Annotated in this window: 17 protein-coding genes; 2 read left to right on the top strand and 15 right to left on the bottom strand. The window is 71.3% G+C overall.

Features of this window, described 5'->3' with window-relative positions:
* Nucleotides 1-37: 37 nt before the first annotated feature.
* A complete protein-coding gene (locus OG303_RS40715) occupies nucleotides 38-826 on the bottom strand; it encodes a carbon-nitrogen hydrolase family protein (protein WP_405874922.1) in 789 nt (262 codons plus the stop codon).
* A 295-nt stretch (nucleotides 827-1,121) separates the two neighbouring features.
* Here OG303_RS40715 and OG303_RS40710 point away from each other — a divergent pair, with 295 nt between their 5' ends.
* The gene (locus tag OG303_RS40710; RefSeq protein WP_405874921.1) at nucleotides 1,122-1,664 is read left to right on the top strand and encodes a hypothetical protein; all 543 of its coding nucleotides are present in this window, start codon (nucleotides 1,122-1,124) and stop codon (nucleotides 1,662-1,664) included.
* A 25-nt stretch (nucleotides 1,665-1,689) separates the two neighbouring features.
* Here the strand turns inward: OG303_RS40710 and OG303_RS40705 are convergent, their stop codons facing one another.
* The 13 genes from OG303_RS40705 to rpe all read right to left on the bottom strand — a co-directional run bounded on the left by OG303_RS40705 (nucleotide 1,690) and on the right by rpe (nucleotide 13,561).
* A complete protein-coding gene (locus tag OG303_RS40705; RefSeq protein WP_405874920.1) occupies nucleotides 1,690-2,061 on the bottom strand; it encodes a DUF742 domain-containing protein in 372 nt (123 codons plus the stop codon).
* Entirely contained in the window at nucleotides 2,058-4,019 is a 1,962-nt protein-coding gene (locus OG303_RS40700) for a nitrate- and nitrite sensing domain-containing protein (protein WP_405874919.1), read from the bottom strand. The genes OG303_RS40705 and OG303_RS40700 overlap by 4 nt, the downstream gene beginning before the upstream one ends.
* A 59-nt stretch (nucleotides 4,020-4,078) precedes the next feature.
* Nucleotides 4,079-5,296: an MFS transporter gene (locus tag OG303_RS40695; protein ID WP_405874918.1), complete on the bottom strand. Its 1,218-nt coding sequence runs from the start codon at nucleotides 5,294-5,296 to the stop codon at nucleotides 4,079-4,081.
* A gap of 162 nt (nucleotides 5,297-5,458) precedes the next feature.
* On the bottom strand, nucleotides 5,459-5,911 hold the full coding sequence (locus OG303_RS40690) for an Lrp/AsnC family transcriptional regulator (RefSeq protein ID WP_405874917.1): 453 nt from the start codon (nucleotides 5,909-5,911) through the stop codon (nucleotides 5,459-5,461).
* 10 nt (nucleotides 5,912-5,921) lie between these two features.
* On the bottom strand, nucleotides 5,922-7,406 hold the full coding sequence (locus OG303_RS40685; RefSeq protein ID WP_405874916.1) for an amino acid permease: 1,485 nt from the start codon (nucleotides 7,404-7,406) through the stop codon (nucleotides 5,922-5,924).
* Between the two features lie 247 nt (nucleotides 7,407-7,653).
* Nucleotides 7,654-8,034, bottom strand: coding sequence for a hypothetical protein (locus OG303_RS40680; RefSeq protein WP_405874915.1), 381 nt, complete (start codon nucleotides 8,032-8,034; stop codon nucleotides 7,654-7,656).
* 15 nt (nucleotides 8,035-8,049) lie between these two features.
* Nucleotides 8,050-8,574 carry a GNAT family N-acetyltransferase gene (locus OG303_RS40675; protein ID WP_405874914.1) on the bottom strand — a complete coding sequence of 175 codons (525 nt, stop codon included), beginning with the start codon at nucleotides 8,572-8,574 and terminating at the stop codon, nucleotides 8,050-8,052.
* A gap of 73 nt (nucleotides 8,575-8,647) precedes the next feature.
* Nucleotides 8,648-10,114, bottom strand: a complete 1,467-nt coding sequence (locus tag OG303_RS40670; protein ID WP_405874913.1) for a GuaB1 family IMP dehydrogenase-related protein — start codon at nucleotides 10,112-10,114, stop codon at nucleotides 8,648-8,650.
* A gap of 189 nt (nucleotides 10,115-10,303) precedes the next feature.
* The gene (locus tag OG303_RS40665; protein WP_405877714.1) at nucleotides 10,304-10,852 is read right to left on the bottom strand and encodes a YciI family protein; all 549 of its coding nucleotides are present in this window, start codon (nucleotides 10,850-10,852) and stop codon (nucleotides 10,304-10,306) included.
* A 174-nt stretch (nucleotides 10,853-11,026) separates the two neighbouring features.
* Nucleotides 11,027-11,344, bottom strand: a complete 318-nt coding sequence (locus OG303_RS40660) for a barstar family protein (protein WP_405874912.1) — start codon at nucleotides 11,342-11,344, stop codon at nucleotides 11,027-11,029.
* Nucleotides 11,341-11,712 (bottom strand): ribonuclease domain-containing protein, encoded by a 372-nt coding sequence (locus tag OG303_RS40655; RefSeq protein ID WP_405874911.1) that lies wholly within the window; start codon nucleotides 11,710-11,712, stop codon nucleotides 11,341-11,343. Before OG303_RS40655 ends, OG303_RS40660 begins: the two co-directional genes overlap by 4 nt.
* A gap of 40 nt (nucleotides 11,713-11,752) precedes the next feature.
* A complete protein-coding gene (locus OG303_RS40650) occupies nucleotides 11,753-12,796 on the bottom strand; it encodes a sugar-binding transcriptional regulator (protein WP_405874910.1) in 1,044 nt (347 codons plus the stop codon).
* Between the two features lie 78 nt (nucleotides 12,797-12,874).
* The gene (gene rpe / locus OG303_RS40645) at nucleotides 12,875-13,561 is read right to left on the bottom strand and encodes a ribulose-phosphate 3-epimerase (RefSeq protein WP_405874909.1); all 687 of its coding nucleotides are present in this window, start codon (nucleotides 13,559-13,561) and stop codon (nucleotides 12,875-12,877) included.
* A 134-nt stretch (nucleotides 13,562-13,695) separates the two neighbouring features.
* Between rpe and OG303_RS40640 the strand changes: the two genes are divergently transcribed.
* Nucleotides 13,696-15,864 carry an MMPL family transporter gene (locus tag OG303_RS40640; protein ID WP_405874908.1) on the top strand — a complete coding sequence of 723 codons (2,169 nt, stop codon included), beginning with the start codon at nucleotides 13,696-13,698 and terminating at the stop codon, nucleotides 15,862-15,864.
* On the opposite strand, the gene OG303_RS40635 is transcribed toward OG303_RS40640, so the two are convergent.
* Complete coding sequence (locus OG303_RS40635; RefSeq protein WP_405874907.1) at nucleotides 15,845-17,263, bottom strand: RsmB/NOP family class I SAM-dependent RNA methyltransferase; 1,419 nt, start codon at nucleotides 17,261-17,263, stop codon at nucleotides 15,845-15,847. The two genes, OG303_RS40640 and OG303_RS40635, sit on opposite strands and share 20 nt — an antisense overlap.
* Nucleotides 17,264-17,294: the final 31 nt, after the last annotated feature.

The raw sequence follows: 17,294 nt of genomic DNA, 5'->3' as shown, positions 1-17,294 counted from the left end.
GGACTCCTTGCACAGAAAGTTCGGGGTGAGGGCTTGCTCAGACGAGGGACCGGTAGAGACCGGGGCGGCGGTCCTTCAGGTACGGGTTCGCCTCGCGGGAGGCGGCGAGGAAGGCGGGGTCGGCGTCGGCGAACACGAGCTCCTCGCCACGTCCGGCGCGGGCACGGGCGACCCCGTCGGGTCCGGCCAGTGCGGAGAGGCCGACGAAGTCGAACTCCCCTTCCTGGCCCACCCGGTTGACGTAGGCGACGTACATCTGGTTCTCGAAGGCGCGCACCGGGATCATCGACTCGGCGACGAACTGGAAGGGGTGCATCTGCGCGGTCGGCACGACGAGGAGGTCGGTGCCGGCCAGGGCGTGGGCGCGGACGTTCTCCGGGAACTCGACGTCGTAGCAGATCATGAGGCCGACGGTCAGTCCGCCCAGCTCGGCCTGGATCACCGGCTGATCGCCCGGCGTGAAGTGATCGCGCTCGAAGCAGCCGAAGAGGTGGGTCTTGCGGTAGTTCGCGAGGCGGTCGCCGTCGGCGGAGATCAGCTGGGCGGAGTTGAGGACGGCTTCTCCGTCGCGCTCCGGGTAGCCGTAGGCGATCGCCAGGCCGTGCCGGGAGGCGAGGTCGGCGATCGCGTCCGCGGAATCGCCGTCGGCGGGCTCGGCGAGGCGGGCGATGTCGTCGCCGATCGCGTACCCGGTCAAGAACATCTCCGGCGCGGCCAGCAGCGCGGCGCCCGCGGCGGCGGCACGGCCCGCTGCCGCGTCGAGGACCTTGAGGTTCTCGGCGACGGAGCGGGGGCGGCCGGAGCTCTGGAGCAGGGCGGTGCGCATGCGTGTTCCTCACCGGTACGAAGGGGTTCGGGGGCCAATTAGACGGTACGGGCGGGGGGCTCGGCCGGACAAGAAGGAGCCGTTGCGCGCCGGTGAGCGGATCGTTGCGTACACCATCCGTCCCGCGGCGATTCGTTGCGCGCCTTCGGGCGTAGCTCCGGTCCTCCCCGAGACGCAGATCACGGGCGGATCCCCGCCGGGCGGCGGAGGCGGGGTGCAGCCTCGGGCGCGATGTGGCGGCGGCGGGGCGCCGGGACAGTGGTGACCGTCCGCTTCACCTGCAGAAAGGACCGTCATGCAGCGTCGTACGAAGATCGCCGTGCTCGGGGCCGTGCTCCTGCTCGTCACCGGGGCGACGGGGTCCGCCATGGCGTACGGAACCGACAGCCATCCGCACCGGGAGGCCGCCGCCCTCACCGGCACCGCGAAGCTGTACCGCGTCGCCGGGGACGACATCACCTTCTCCTTCGACGCGCACCTGGCGGCGAAGGACAACGCCAACCCTCTCAAGGCGACCGGCACCTTCCGGTGGAGCCACTACGCGGCGAACAGCGAGGGCGGCTGGGCGAAGGCCAAGGTCGACTGCCTGCTCACCGGCGGCAGGGTGGCTGTCGTCTCCGGCGTCATCACGGACACGGATCTGACCGGGGTCAAGGGGCACCGGGTCGGCATCAGCGTCCACGACACCGGCGGCGTCGACCGGCTCGGCTACAGCTGGGCGGCGAGCGAGGACATGGGCCCCAAGGACCTGCCGAAGTGCATCAGCGCGGCCCCGTTCGAGAAGGTCAAGAAGGGCACGGGCGACTTCAGGGTGGTGCCTTGGCAGCCGGGCTTCTGAGCGAGGCGGCACGTCCCGCGGATCGCTAGAACTCCCGCAACCTCTCGAGGACCTCCCGCAACAGCTCCGGGTCGGCGGCCGGCTCAATCCGCCCCGCCGCGTCGATCCGTATCAGCCCCGCACCGGCCAGATCACCCAGCAGTACACGTACGACGGTCAGAGGCAGGTCGGCGTCGGCGGCAAGCTCGACCACGGGCCGGGCCCGGCGGCGCAGCAAGGCGAGCAGCGAGGCACCGGCATGATCCACGCCGGAGGCCGCCTCACCGGTCCGCAGGGCTGTGACCTGCGACATCAGGTCGATGCGGTACTGGTCGGAGGGCCGGGTGCGCCCCCGCGTGACGGTGTACGGCCGCACCAGCGCCCCGGTCTCGTCCTCGTACCAGTGCTCGTCGCTCACGGCAGGGACGCCCGTGCGGACACGTCCTGCGCCCCGTCGGCGCTGCGGCCCTCCGGCGCCAGCACTCCCTCCGGCAACGACACCACCGCCGTCGTCCCGCCGTACGGCGACGGGCCCAGCGTGACCTCGATCCCGTGCCGTGCGGCGAGGCGGCCGACGACGTACAGGCCGAGCCGGTCGTGCCGGGTCGGGTCGAAGTCGTCCGGGGTCGTGATCGTCCGCTGCGCCTCCTCCAGGTGCTCGGCGTCGAGACCGAGCCCCCGATCGTCGATCTGCAGGACGAAGCCGCCGTCGGCCCGTGCGGTGCGCATGGTCACGCGGGTCTTCGGCGGCGAGAACACCGTGGCGTTCTCGACGAGTTCGGCGATCAGGTGGACGACATCGGCGACGGCGTCCGCCGCGACACCCACCTGCGGCATCGGCGGCACCTCGACCCGGGCGTACGCCTCGATCTCGCCGACCGCGGAGGCGACGACGTCGGCGACCGGCACCGGGCGCCGCCATCTGCGGCCGGGCGCCGCGCCGGAGAGGATGATCAGGCTCTCGGCGTGGCGCCGCATCCGGGTGGTGAGGTGGTCGATGCGGAAGAGCTGCTCGAGGACGTCCGAGTCGTCCGTGCGTCGCTCCAGCGTGTCGACGAGCTTCAACTGCCGGTGTACGAGCGACTGGTTGCGGCGGGCGATGTTGAGCAGCACCGCGGAGAGCCCACGGCGCAGGGTCGCCTGCCGGACCGCCGCCTCGACGGCCGCGAGCCGGGCTCTGTTGAAGGATCGCCCCACGTCGCCGATCTCGTCGGCACCCGCCTCCCCGTCCGCCAGCGGCGGCGCCTCGGCGACCGCGTCCACGTTCTCACCGGCACTCAACCGTGCTATGACATCTGGCAGTTGACGGGTGGTCAGCAGATCGGCGGCATCCCGCAGCGTCTCCAGCCGCCGCGAGATCCGGCGCGCACCCCGCACCGCGAACCACAACGACAGCGCTACGGCAGTCAGCCCGAGCACCGCCACGACGGCGGCCTTGGCCAGCTCCCGGTGGGCGAACTCCCGCCCGCGCCTGGCGGAGTTCTCGGCCGAGCGGGTGCACAGCAGCATGTACCGCTCGACGGCCCGGTCGGCCGTGGAGCGCCAGGAGCCGGCCGCGACGGCGTCGCCCGCGCGCGAGGCCCCCGCCCGCAGCAACACGTCCTCGCCGCTCACCAACTCCCGGTGCAGTTCACCGCGTTGGAAGTCCTCGAACAACGTCCGCGAGTCGTCCGGCAGGTCGGGCACATACGTCCGCTCGAAGACCCGCCGGTCCTCGACGGTCGCCGTGAGGGTGTCGTACTGCCGGTCGGTCAGCGTCCCGGCGGCCCGCGCACCGGCGACCAGCGCGTCCTCCCGTGACACGAACTCCCGTACCCGGACCAGCTCGACGACGACCTGGGCCTCCCGCGCCAGCTGCCCGGCCTGCAGCGCGGTGAGCGTCGACTCGACGTCGAAGCCGGGTTCCACCAGGGCGCTGTACTCGCTCACCGCCCGGTCCCAGGTGATGTCCCGGGACAGGACGCGCTGCCGCAGCTCCTCCAGCCTGCCGACGGTCGTGACCATGGTGTCCAGCGCCTGCCGCTGCCGCGCGGAGAGCCGGTCCCGGTCCCCGGAGCGGATGGCGTCGCGCATGGCGTTCACGGCCTTGTCCGTGCGGCGCTGCTGCTCCATCAGGCCGACGACGTTCGCCGTACGCCGGCCCGTGCCCAAGTAGGCGGCCGCGAGCCGCCGTTCGATCTGGATCTGCCCGATCGCCGTGTCGACGGGGGTGCCGAAGTCCTCGTAGACCCCCTGCACCCGGACGAGCGCGCGCAGTTCGCCCGTGACGGACACCATGGCGAAGCTCCACAGCACCAGCAGGGCGAGTACGGGAGCCAGCGCGAGCGCCACGATCCGGGCGCGGACCGTGGCGGGACGGCCGATGAGCCGGCGCATGCTCTCCCCCTGGAGTGTTACTCGCCAGTGTTACCCGTCGGTAGCGAACGCCGCACAACCTACGGGATGCTCCGCCGGGACCGCAATGGCCTCCTGAGCATCAGCAGCACCGCCGTCATCAGATAGGGCACCGCGAGCAGCGCGAAGGCGGTGCTGTGGGCGGCCCGCGTCTCGATGGCCGCGTAGACGGCGTACGCCGCGACGGTGGCCAGGTCGCTGCCCAGGCCCGCGACCGAGGTGAGCGTGGCCCGTTGGGTGCCACCGGTCTCGTCGATGCGCTGCTGGAGCCGGACGTCGGCCAGCACCGTCGCCAGCTGGAAGCCTCCGAAGGCGAGGGCCACGAGGCCGAGGGCGACGGGGGTGCGGGCCGCGGCGCCCACGGCCAGCGCGAGCGCGGCAGCCACGAGGACCGCCGCCAGTCCCGCCGTACCCAGGCGTTCGCACCTTCCGGCCAGCAGGCTCCCGGCGGTCGCTCCCGCCCAGATCAGCAGGAGCAGGTAGGGGACGGTCGTGTCCGCCACCCCGGTGTCCCGCACCAGCAACGGCGTGTACTCGTCCAGCGCCTCCCACACGGCGCCGACCGCCGGAACGAGCAGGAGCGCTCCGCGCAGCGAGCGGTCGCGGCGGGCCCCGGCGAGCCCGTCCCGCAGCGTCGCGGCCCAGCCGTCGCCCCCGGCCTTCGACACCACCCGGTCCTCCGGAAACCGGGTCGCCGTCGCGGCGCTCGCCAGACAGGCCAGCACGCTCGCCGCCCCCACGGCCGGGTAGCCGCCCCATGCGAACACGGGTCCTGCGAGCCCCAGCGCCGCCATGACCGCGACGTGCCCCGCGGCCCGGGCCCGGCCCATGACCTCGGCGTACCGCCCGGCCGCGCCGAGCCGCTCCAGTTCCTCGTACACCAGCGCCTCCAGGGCGCCGGAGCCGAGCGCCCCGCGTGCGCCCCACAGGACGAAGCCGACGGCGAAGGCCCAGTACGAGGGGGTGAGCACCCACAGGGCGAAGCCGGCGGCGGTGAGCAGCGGGCCGAGCCAGAGCAGCAGCCGCCGGGAGACGGCGTCGGCCCAGGCACCGGAGGGCACCTCGAGCAGCACGCCGGTGAGGGACCAGAGGGCGAAGAGGGAGGAGATCTGCCAGACGGACAGACCGGTGTCGCTGAACAGCAGCGCGTACACCGGGTAGAGCAGGACGAAGTCGTCGAGGAACGCGTAGCCGTACAGCGTGGCCGTGAGCCGCCTGACGCCGGTGGCGACGGGCACACGCGCAGGTGAGAGTGTCATGAGGCCTTCCCGCAGGGACAGTTCGGACGCTGGGGGTACGGCGTCCGAGGTGGCCCTCGGGAGGCACGGCTGGTGGATCAATGTCGCCAGGTCATGTCACCGATGGTAGGCGGACCCGGCGTGGTCGGCCGAGAGATTTTCCTGACGCGTTCGACCGCGGGTCTAGGTCGGCGAACCGGAGGAGAAGCGCCGCAGCAGCGGCGACAGCACCAGTACGGACTTGGTGCGCTCGACGAACGGCTCCCCGGCGATGCGCTCCAGGACCCGTTCGAAGTGCCGCATGTCGGAGGCGAAGACCTGGACGATCGCGTCCGCGTCGCCGGTGACCGTCGAGGCGGCCACGATCTCCTGGTAGCGCTCCAGGCCCCGCCGGATGGTGTCCGGCGAGGTGTTGTGCCGGCAGTAGATCTCGACGAACCCCTCCGTCTCCCAGCCGAGGGCGCCCGGGTCCACCCGTACGGTGAAGCCGGTGATGGCCCCGGTGGCGCGCAGCCGGTCCACGCGCCGTTTCACGGCGGGCGCGGACAGGCCGACGAGCTGCCCGATGTCCGCGTAGGAGCGGCGGGCGTCCTCGGCGAGGGCGTGCACGATGCGTTCGTCGAGATCGTTCAGCACTGCTGGTGGTTCACTTCTCTGGAGTTGCGAGAGCTTCTCGCGTGGCAAGACGGGAGCGGCGATGGCCGTACCCGAAGTAGACCACGAGCCCGACCGCCATCCAGACCCCGAAGACGACCCAGGTGACGGCGGACAGACTGCCCATCATCCAGACGCAGAACGCGAGGCCCAGGGCGGGCAGGACCGGCGACAGCGGGACGCGGAAGGTGCGGGGCATGTCCGGGCGGGTCCGGCGCAGCACGACCACCGCGATGTTGACCAGCCCGAAGGCGAAGAGCGTGCCGATGCTGGTGGCGTCGGCGAGCTGGCCGAGCGGGATCGCGGCGGCGAGGACACCGCAGAACAGAGACACGATGACCGTGTTGGCGCGGGGCGCACCGGTCTTCGGGTGGACCTTCGCGAACACCTTGGGGACGAGGCCGTCCCGGGACATCGCGAAGAGGATACGGGTCTGGCCGTAGAGCACGGTCAGCACGACGCTCGCGATGGCGACGACCGCGCAGGCGGCGAGCAGGGTGCCCCAGAAGCTCTGACCGGTGACGTCGCGCATGATCTGGGCGAGCGCGGCCTCCGAGTCGTTGAACCGCCGCCAGGGCTTCGCTCCGACGGCGACGGCGGCGACGAGCACGTAGAGCGCCGTCACGATGACCAGCGACAGCATGATCGCGCGGGGCAGGTCGCGCTGCGCGTTCTTCGCCTCCTCACCGGCGGTGGAGGCGGCATCGAAGCCGATGTACGAGAAGAACAGCGTGGCACCGGCCGCGCTGACCCCGGCCATTCCGAGCGGCATGAAGTGCTCGTAGTTCCCGGACCGGAACCCCTGGATTCCGATCGCACAGAACAGCACCAGCGCGGCGATCTTCACACAGACCATGATCGTGTTGGCGCGGGCGGACTCCCGGGCACCGCCCAGCAGGAACGCCATGGCCAGCAGGACCACGATCAGCGCGGGCAGGTTGAAGATGCCGCCGTCGCCGGGCGGGGCGGACAGGGCGTCCGGGATGGTGACGCCTATGGTCCCGTCGAGCAGCTCGTTGAGGTACTCCCCCCAGCCGACGGCCACGGCGGCGACCGAGACGCCGTACTCCAGGACCAGACACCAGCCGCAGATCCAGGCGATCAGCTCGCCCATGGTTGCGTATGCATACGAGTACGAGGACCCGGCGACCGGAATGGTGCCCGCCAGTTCGGCGTACGAGAGGGCCGAGAAGAGTGCCGTCATGCCGGCGATCACGAAGGAGAGGGTCACCGCCGGGCCGGCCTTGGGGACGGCCTCGCCCAGGACCACGAAGATGCCGGTGCCGAGGGTGGCGCCGATGCTGATCATGGTCAGCTGCCACAGCCCGAGGGAGCGGCGGAGGGTGCCTCCCTCGCCCTGGCCACCCTCCGCGACCAGGCGTTCCACAGGCTTGCGCCGCATGAGGCGCGCACCGAGTCCCGGGGACGGTGGGGCTGAGGTGGTGCGCTTGTGCGGTGGTGCGCCTTGATCGAGCACGCGCGGACTCCTTCGTCGCTGCGGTCAGGGCGGCGGGAACCGGCGGCACCCCTGCGCGAGCAGGAACCCACCGAGCGGGGTCCCCGCCACGCCACGTACAGCGCATGACCCTACGGGCCAGGCCTTCACGCGCGTAATGCAGCAACCTTGCATGTTCCCGCAAGATCGTTGCGTTCCTGGCGGGAGGGTGTCCATTCGTTGCGCGCGGGCTGCGGACCCTTGCGCAGGCGCCACTCGGGCCACCGCGTCACCCCGCGTCGGGCTCCCCCGCAATCGCCCTGGCCTCGGCCTCGTCGGCCGCGTCGAACCCCATCTGCCCGGGCTTGCCGTGCGCCGCGGCCTGGGCGTCGATCCATCGCGAGTGCGCCTCCCAGGCGGCCTGCTTGCTGGTGCCGAGCGCGGCCCCGATCTGCGACCAGGAGGCGCCCGTCTCGCGGGCCGCACGGACGGTCAACTGCCGCCCGTACGCCGCCTTCTGGGCCACGACCTCGCTCAGTGCGAGGAGTTCGAGCAGCTCGCCGCGGTCGAGGGTCTCCACGGCGAGGGACTCGCGGATGCGCAGCTCGTCGAGACGGGCCACGGCGGTGAGGAGCGTGTGCTGCGGCTCGATGCTCTGTGGTGTCGTCATGACTCCAGATTTGCGTCAAGCCTGCTTGACGTCAAGAGGGCTTGACGCATGTGGGGGCAGGTCCTTGACGAGGAACGTGCACGCGTCGACGCACTCGCGGATGGTGCCGTCTTGGTCCTCGTACGAGTAGCGGTCGAGGTAGTCGACCAGCGGGCGGTAGCCGAGCCGCGCATAGAGAGCGGCCGCGCGGGAGTTGTCCTTCCCGACGCCGATGCCCACGACGGTCAGGCCCCGCCCGCCGGCCAGGTCCTCGGCGGCGCGGACGAGCGCCGTGCCGATCCCGCGCGAGCGGAGTTCTTCCGGCCAGACGCCCAGGCCGCCGATCTCGGGGCAGCCCACGGTGACTTCGGGCGCCGCGCAGCCGATCCAGCGCATCTCCATGTGCCCGACGGGCCGACCCTCCAGCCAGGCGACGAGGTACGTGCACTCCCCCGCCTCCTGCCGGGCGAACCGGCGGGCGTGGAACGAAGTGGCTCCGGGCGAGGCGATGTACTGGTCGAGCAGCGCGACGTCGCCGGCGCTGCAGACGGTGATCTCCATGCAGCCGAGGGTAGGGCGCGGGTACGCGTACGGCCCCCGATTTTCAACAGGGGCCGTACGCGAGGGAGTTGCGTCAGTTCCAGCTGGCGTGCAGCGGCTTGCCCTCCGCGTAGCCGGCGGCGCTCTGGATGCCGACGACGGCCTTCTCGGCGAACTCCTCCAGGGAGCCCGCGCCGGCGTAGGTGCAGGAGGAGCGGACGCCCGCGATGATCGAGTCGATCAGGTCCTCGACGCCGGGACGGGCCGGGTCGAGGAACATGCGGGAGGTGGAGATGCCCTCCTCGAACAGTGCCTTGCGGGCGCGGTCGTAGGCCGACTCGTCGGAGGTGCGGTTGGCCACGGCACGCGCCGACGCCATGCCGAACGACTCCTTGTAGAGGCGGCCGCCCGCGTCCTGCTGCAGGTCGCCCGGGGACTCGTACGTGCCCGCGAACCACGACCCGACCATCACGTTGGACGCACCGGCCGCGAGCGCCATGGCGACGTCGCGCGGGTGGCGCACACCGCCGTCGGCCCACACGTGCTTGCCGTACTTCCTGGCCTCGGCCGCGCACTCCAGAACCGCGGAGAACTGCGGCCGGCCCACGCCGGTCATCATGCGGGTCGTGCACATGGCGCCGGGGCCCACACCGACCTTGATGATGTCCGCGCCCGCCTCGACGAGGTCGCGCACGCCCTCGGCGGCGACGATGTTGCCGGCCACGATCGGGACCTGCGGGTCGAGGGCGCGCACCACCTTGAGCGCGCTGATCATCGACTCCTGGTGACCGTGCGCCGTGTCGATGACGAGCGTGTCCACGCCCGCGTCGAGCAGCTGCTTGGCCTTGCCCGCGACATCGCCGTTGATGCCCACGGCGGCGGCGATGCGCAGCTTGCCCTGCGCGTCGACGGCCGGGGTGTACAGCGTGGCGCGCAGGGCGCCCTTGCGGGTGAGGATGCCGGCGAGACGGCCGTCCTTGTCGACGGCGGGCGCGTAACGGCGGTTGGCGTTGTCCAGCCGGTGGAAGGCCTCGCGCGGGTCGATGTCCGCGTCGAGCAGCAGCAGGTCCTTCGACATGACCACTTCGAGCTGGGTGAAGCGGTCGACGCCGGTCAGGTCCTGGTCGGTGACGACACCGACGGGCCGGCTGTCCTCGTCGACGACGACGCCGGCGTTGTGCGCGCGCTTCGGCAGCAGGGCCAGCGCGTCGGCGACGGTCTGGTGCGGGGCCAGCACGATCGGGGTGTCCAGGACGTGGTGGCGGCTCTTCACCCAGGAGACGACGTCGGTGACGACCTCGATCGGAATGTCCTGGGGGATGACCACGAGGCCACCGCGCCGGGCCATCGTCTCGGCCATGCGGCGGCCGGCGATGGCGGTCATGTTGGCGACGACCAGCGGGATCGTGGTGCCCGTGCCGTCCGGGGAGCTGAGGTCCACGCCCTGCCGCGAGCCGACCGCACTGCGGCTCGGGACCATGAAGACGTCGTCGTACGTCAGGTCGTAGGGAACCGGGGACGACTCTACGTAGCGACCTGTGCTGGCCTCGATGAAACGCATAGACCCACAATTTCACGCGAAATGATGCAGGTCACTCCCACGAAGACACAGCGAAACGCCCCCGCGATCATCGAATCCTCCAAGGAGGTACGGGGGCTCCCGTGCCGGGCAGGAACCTGCCTTGCAACAAAACGTTACCCGAGCAGTTGTACGGTCGGCGAGCCGAGGACGGTCCCGGGCCCCGGCTCGTCACCTTCGCCCGCCGAACTCCCAGTCGTGGACCTCGATGTCGGCGTACCGGCCAGGGGTCAGGACGGCTCGTGCCGTGTCAGGGTCCGCGGCCCGGACCAGTGCCGCCGTACCCAGCCAGGTGGCGCCGTCGTCGGACAGCAGCGGTCCGTAGGCAATGAGGCCGTCCCGGTCGGACGGCACGGCGAGGTCGACGGCCTCCCCCGAGCCGAGGCCGAGCACCAGGTACCGGTTGCCACCGGTCCGGCCACCGGGAAAGTCCCACATGGTGCGCCCCAGCAGGTTGCGCCACCGGCGCAGAAGCACGTCCCGGTACGCCCCGGCCTGATAGTTGGGCTCGTCGAAGGCGAACGCCCGGGCGGCAGCCGGATCCGGCAGGTCGACGATGTGCACGCTGCCGGTGGGCGTCTCCCCGTCGGCGGCGAAGGTCGGGCCGCGAGCGATCAACTCCGCCGCGTACCCGTCCATGTAGGACCAGTGATCTTCCAACAGCTTGTCGCGCAACGGGACGGAGCCGGGCCGATCGCGGTGAAAGCAGAAGAACTCCATGCGCACAGACTCTCCCCGACGCACGGCAAGGTCTCAACGTCATTTGGAGCGCCACCCGCCGAGCACGGCCTGCACACGCCCTCGCACCCATACCTGTCGAGCAGTTCCGGGGCGAAGACGTCCTCGATCGTCCATTGCCGGACGTCTGAATCCAGGCGTACAGCTTGAACCGCGCTATCGCGCCGCGCCTCCGAGAGCGAGCGCCACGGAGAGTGCCGGTGTCCGGTCCGCCGCCTCGGCGAACACCTCCTGCGCGGTCTCCCACTCCTGCGGGCGGGCCTTCGCGTACGCCTGCCAGTTCCGCACGACGACCAACAGCCCCTTCTCCACGGCGTCTTCGGGCCAGACCGTGTGGTCGGAGAGGCTGTCGGCCAGGGCGTCCCAGTTGCGGCCGAACCAGTCGGGCAGCTGCAGGGCACGGGCACAGCGGTCCATCAGGCCCGCCTTGTCCGTGACCCCGTCGAGGTCCAGCGTGACGACGAGCTCCGTCATCTCAGCACCGCCCTGAAGGAGTTGTAGTGATCATCGGTGTAGTAGATCTCGTCGGCCCGCCCGGTGACAATGCGCCGGGCACCCCGATCGCTCGAGCCCGGCGTCGGGACCGTGTACTCGTGGTAGTAGCCCCGTTGGCGCTTGGGCAGCAGCCCCTCGAAGTTCCCGAAGACGATGCCGTCCCTGGCGTACGGGAATGGCCCGCCGTGGTCGATGAGCGCGAGTGTCTGCCGTGCCTCGGCGGGGAGTTGGGACTCCCGGACCGTGGCCATCGCCCGACTGCCCGTCGGGGACGAACAGCCCGTCAGCAGTACGAGGAGACAGACCAGCAGCCCGGCGAGCACCCGGGGGACGAACCGCAGCACCATGTCGCCGATGCTGCCACGGCCGCCCCCTTCTGACGTGCTGTCAGGGCCCGTCGGGGTCAGTCCTGTTGAGCGCCGGCCTCGGCGTCTGACCCGCCGTCATCAGGACGTCCGCCGCCGAGGTGTCCGTCACCAGGCTGGTGACGAGCCCGGAGCGCAGCACCGCGTCGATCGCGGACGCCTTGCGCGCCCCGCCCGCGATCGCGACGACCTCGGGGATACGGCGGAGCTGGTCGGCCTTGACCGTGATGCACCGCTCACCGAGGTCCCGTCCGACCCGGCGGCCCTGGCTGTCGAAGAGGTGCGCGGACATCTCGGCGGCGACACCGAGGGAGGCGTAGTGCCCCCGCTCCTCGTCGCTGAGCATGTCGTGCACCGTCGAGATGCCGGGCTCCCAGGAGCCGATGGAGACACAGGCGACCGTGACCTTGTCGAAGTACTCGAAGGCCCGGGCGATCCCGGTCTGGTTGCGCAGCGCCGCCGCGGTGGCCGCGTCCGGCAGCAGCATCGGCGCGTAGATGGGATGGGCGTCGCCGCCGGACACCTGGGCGGCGCGGCGCACGGCCTCGACGGAGCCGCGCTCGGCCGTCCCGGCGTCGTACACGCCCGTCAACTGCACCACCGTGCACGGCGGAAGCCGGTCGAGGGCGGCGGCCATGTGGATGGTGGAGCGGCCCCAGGCAAGGCCGAGCACGTCGCCCTCGTTGACGAGCTCGCCGAGCAGGTCGGCGGCCACCTCACCGAGGTTCTCGGGGTCGGGCGACTCCTCGGCGTCGGCCGGGGACTCGACCACGACGGCGTGCCTGAGACCGTAGCGGGCGCGCAGCGCGTCCGAGCGCTCGGCGTCCAGCTCGGCCGGGACGCGGATCTCGATACGTACGAGATCCCGTTCGAGAGCGGTCTCCAGGACCCTGGCCACCTTGAAGCGGCTGACGCCGAACTCCTCCGCGATCTGGATCTTGGACTTGCCCTCGAGGTAGAAGCGGCGGGCCATGGCCGCCGCCTGCACCAGCTCAGCGGGTCCCATCCGCACTGCTGACCGGCCCGCCGACATACCCGACACGGCGTTCTCCTCACTGCTGTTCACACTCTGGACTCGCCGTTCATCCTTGCAGATCCGGCGCGCTTGATCCGCCCTGATGGGCGCCGTTCACGTTGTCTTGGCTCAGTGGTCGCACGCCCACGACGCCTTGGCGGTCGCCCCCTCGGCCTGGTTGCGCAGTGCACGTACCGCCGCGGCCGGGTCCGTCGCCCCGTACACCGCGGACCCGGCGACGAAGACGTCCGCGCCGGCCTCCGCACAGCGCTCGATGGTGGAAGCCGAGACTCCGCCGTCGACCTGAAGCCACAGCTCGAGGCCGTGCTTGCTGATCAACTCGCGGGTGCGGCGAATCTTCGGGAGCATGATGTCGAGGAACGCCTGCCCGCCGAAGCCCGGCTCGACCGTCATGATCAGCAGCATGTCGAGCTCGGGGAGCAGGTCCTCGTACGGCTCGATGGGCGTCGCGGGCTTCAGCCCCATGGAGGCACGGGCGCCCTTGGCCCGGATCTCCCGGGCGAGTCGCACGGGAGCGGCCGCCGCCTCGACGTGGAAGGTGACGGACGAAGCCCCCGCTTCGACGTACTGGGGTGCCCACCGATCGGGGGCCTCGATCATCAGATGGCAGTCCAGCGGGGTGTCCGTCGCACGGGCCAGGGACTCTACGACCGGCACACCGAGCGTGAGGTTCGGGACGAAATGGTTGTCCATCACGTCTACATGGAGCCAGTCGGCTCCGTCGACCGCCTTCGCCTCGTCCGCGAGGCGGGCGAAGTCGGCGGACAGGATGCTGGGGTTGATCTGCGCGGCCATGCCCCAAGCCTGCCATGTCCGGGCACGTTTGTTCGCGCCGGTCCAGACCTAAGACGTTCATCGGATGTTGTCCGCGCACGGCGCGTGCCATGCTGGGCGGCCGACCGGCACCACGTAAGTCCTCGGGGGCTGCCATGACGGACGGGAAAGGGCATGGGCGCCATGTGCGCCAGGGGCTCATCGGATTCTTGACCGGGCACCGCAGCAAGTGGGTCATCGTGGCCCTGTGGCTGGTGATCCTCGTGGTCGCGGCGCCGCTCGCCTCGAAACTCACCGACGCCCAGGACAACGACGCGGCCTCGTGGCTGCCGGGTTCCGCGGAGTCCACCCAGGTTCTGGACACTTCCAACGAGTTCCGGCCGGAGCAGATCCCGGCCGTCGTCGTCTACGCGCGCGAGGGCGGGCTCACCGCCCAGGACAAGGACAAGATCGCGCAGGACGCCGACCAGATCAAGAAGCTGACCGCGCACGGCATCCGGGGTGACGAGACGCGCGGTCCCGTCTACAACAACCAGTCGGCACCCGAAGCGGCGCAGATCTATGTGCCGATCACGATGGACGAGAAGGGCTGGGAGGAGATCTCGCCCGCCGTCGACTCCATCCGCGACCAGACCGGCAAGAGTACGGACGGGCTCGCCGTCCACATCACCGGCCCGGGCGGCACCTCCGCCGACTTCTCCAAGGCCTTCGAGGGCATCGACTCGACGCTGCTGTTCGCGGCGATGGGCGTCGTGATCGTGATGCTCCTGCTGACCTATCGCAGCCCGACCCTGCTGTTCGTCCCACTGGTCGGCGTGGTCGTCTCCCTCTTCACGGCCCAGGCACTGGTCTATCTCCTCGCCAAACACGCGGGCCTGACGGTCAACGGCCAGAGTGCGGGCATTCTGACGGTGCTCGTCTTCGGCGCGGGGACGGACTATGCCCTGCTGCTGGTCGCCCGCTACCGCGAGGAGCTGCGCCGCCACGAGGACCGCCACGAGGCGATGGCCCTGGCCCTGCACCGGGCGGGCCCGGCCGTGCTGGCCTCCGGCGCGACCGTCGTGGTCAGCATGCTGGTGCTGCTGGCCGCCGAGATGAACTCGACGCGTGGCCTGGGACCGGTGGCCGCGATCGGCGTGGCCGTCGCGCTGCTGGTCATGCTCTCCCTGTTCCCCGCCCTGTTGCTGGTCTTCGGGCGCTGGATCTTCTGGCCGGTCATCCCGCGCTTCGGCTCCCAGGACCCGACCGAGCGCGGGAAGTGGGCCCGCATGGGCCGCCGTATGGCCCGGCAGCCCAGGATCACCTGGGCCGCCACGGCGCTCGCCCTTGCCGTGGTCTCCCTGGGCCTCCTCCAGCTCCGCGCCGCGGGCATCAGCAACGCGGACGCCTTCACCGGCAAACCGGACTCGATCACCGGTCAGGAGGTCTCGGAACGCTACTTCCCGGCCGGCAGCGGCGATCCGCTGGTGATCGTGTCGAACCAGGCCCAGGGCGAACAGGTCCGCGGCGCGGTCGCCTCCACCGACGGCGTGGTGCCGAACAGCCTCACCGTCCCACCCGGGACGAAACCGTCGCACGACGGCAAGGTCCTCTTCGAGGCGACGATGACCGATCCGTCCGACAGCGAGGCCGCGAAACACACGGTCGAGCGGGTCCGGGACGCCGTGCACGACGTGCCGGACGCCGACGCCCAGGTGGGCGGCGGCACCGCGGCGCTGCTCGACATGGACGCGGCGACGACGCACGACAACCTCGTGATCATCCCGGCGGTCCTGGTGGTCGTCCTGCTGATCCTGTGCGCCCTGCTGCGGGCCCTGATCGCCCCGCTCCTGCTGATCGGGACGGTCGTCCTGTCCTTCGCGGCGGCACTCGGCGCCAGCGCGTTCGCGTTCCGGCACATCTTCGACTACGCGGGCGAGGCGACGGACTTCCCCCTGTTCGTCTTCGTGTTCCTGGTCGCCCTCGGCATCGACTACAACATCTTCCTGACCACGCGCATCCGCGAGGAGGCCGGCCGCCAGGGCACCCGCCCCGGCGTGGTCACGGGCCTCGCGGCGACGGGCGCCGTCATCACGTCCGCCGGCCTGGTCCTGGCCGGCACCTTCGCCGCCCTCGGCACCCTGCCGATGGTCGCCTTCGCCGAGATCGGCTTCGCGGTCGCGCTCGGCGTCCTGCTGGACACCTTCGTCGTACGGTCGGTGCTGGTCACGTCGCTGTTCCTGGACGTGGGCCCGAACGTGTGGTGGCCGCACCGACTGGCGCGGGAGGACGGCAACGCGCCCGTACTGACCGAGGCCGAGCGGATCAGCCAGTCCTCCGAATGAGCGCCAGATACATGGCGTCGGTCCCGTGCACATGCGGCCACAGCTGTACGTCGGGGCCGTCGCCGAGGTCCGGTACGCCCGGCAGGAGGGGGCGCGCGTCGAGGAGTTCGGCGTCGGGGTGCTGCTTGAGCAGGTCGTCGACGACGGCCCTGGTCTCGGCGAGGTGCGGCGAGCAGGTGGCGTAGCCGACGACGCCGCCGACCCGCACGGCGTCCAGCGCGGTGCGCAGCAGGGAGCGCTGCAGCGGCCCGAAGCCGTCCAGGTCCTCGGGACGGCGCCGCCAGCGCGCCTCGGGCCGCCGCCGCAGGGCGCCGAGCCCCGTGCAGGGCACGTCCATCAGCACCCGGTCGAAGGAGCCGGGCCGCCACGGCGGGCGGGTGCCGTCGGCGGCGATGACCTGGTAGGGCCCGGGGTTGCCGTGCAGGGCCTTCGCGACCAGGCCCGCCCGGTGCGGCTGCTTCTCGGAGGCGAGCAGCATCGCCCCGCGCTCGGCGGCGAGTGCGGCGAGCAGCGCCGCCTTCCCGCCGGGCCCGGCACACCCGTCGAGCCACTTCTCGTCCGGCCCGTCCAGGGGAGCGTTGGCGAGCGCCAGCGCCACGAGCTGGCTGCCTTCGTCCTGTACGCCCGCACGGCCGTCCCGTACGGCCCCGATGGCACCGGGCTCGCCACCTTCGGTGAGCCGCACGGCATAGGGCGACCAGCGCCCCGCGACCGCGGCCTCCTCCTGGAGCAACTCCTCGGTCGTGGCCCGTCCTGGCCGCGCGACCAGGGTCACCTCGGGCCGCTCGTTGTCGGCCTCCAGCAGCTGCTCGATGCCGGCCCGACCGCCGCCGAGGGAGTCCCACAGCGCGGAGACGACCCAGCGCGGGTGCGAGTGCACGACGGCGAGATGGTCCTCGGGGTCGTCGTCGTAAGGCGGCGCGACCTTCTCGATCCACCCGTCCAGATCGTCCTGCGCGACCTTGCGCAGCACGGCGTTGACGAACTTGGCCCGCCCGTCGCCGAGTACGACCCGGGCGAGCTCGACAGAGGCGGAGACGGCGGCGTGGGTCGGGATCCGCGTCCCGAGCAGCTGATGCACACCGAGGCTGAGCACGTCGAGCACAGGCGGATCGACTTCTCTCAGCGGCCGGTCCACACAGGCCGAGATGACGGCGTCGTATGTCCCCTGCCGCCGCAGCGTCCCGTACACCAGCTCGGTGGCGAGCGCAGCGTCCCGCGCGTCGAACTTGTCGGGTCCCTCCTTCTCCCGCGCCTTGCGCAGCAGCGGCGGCAGAACGAGGTTGGCGTACGCGTCCCGCTCGTCCACGGCCCTCAGCGCCTCGAAGGCGAGCATGCGGACGGGGTCCTTCTTGGGCCGCCGGTAGGGCTTACCGGGCTTGCGGGAGGTGTCGCTCACGAAAAAGGTGCTCCGGATGTCTGGTCGGACT

It is taken from the genome of Streptomyces sp. NBC_00005 (genome assembly GCF_045160215.1).
Lineage (GTDB): Bacteria > Actinomycetota > Actinomycetes > Streptomycetales > Streptomycetaceae > Streptomyces.
This window is presented reverse-complemented; position numbering and strand designations above follow the sequence as displayed.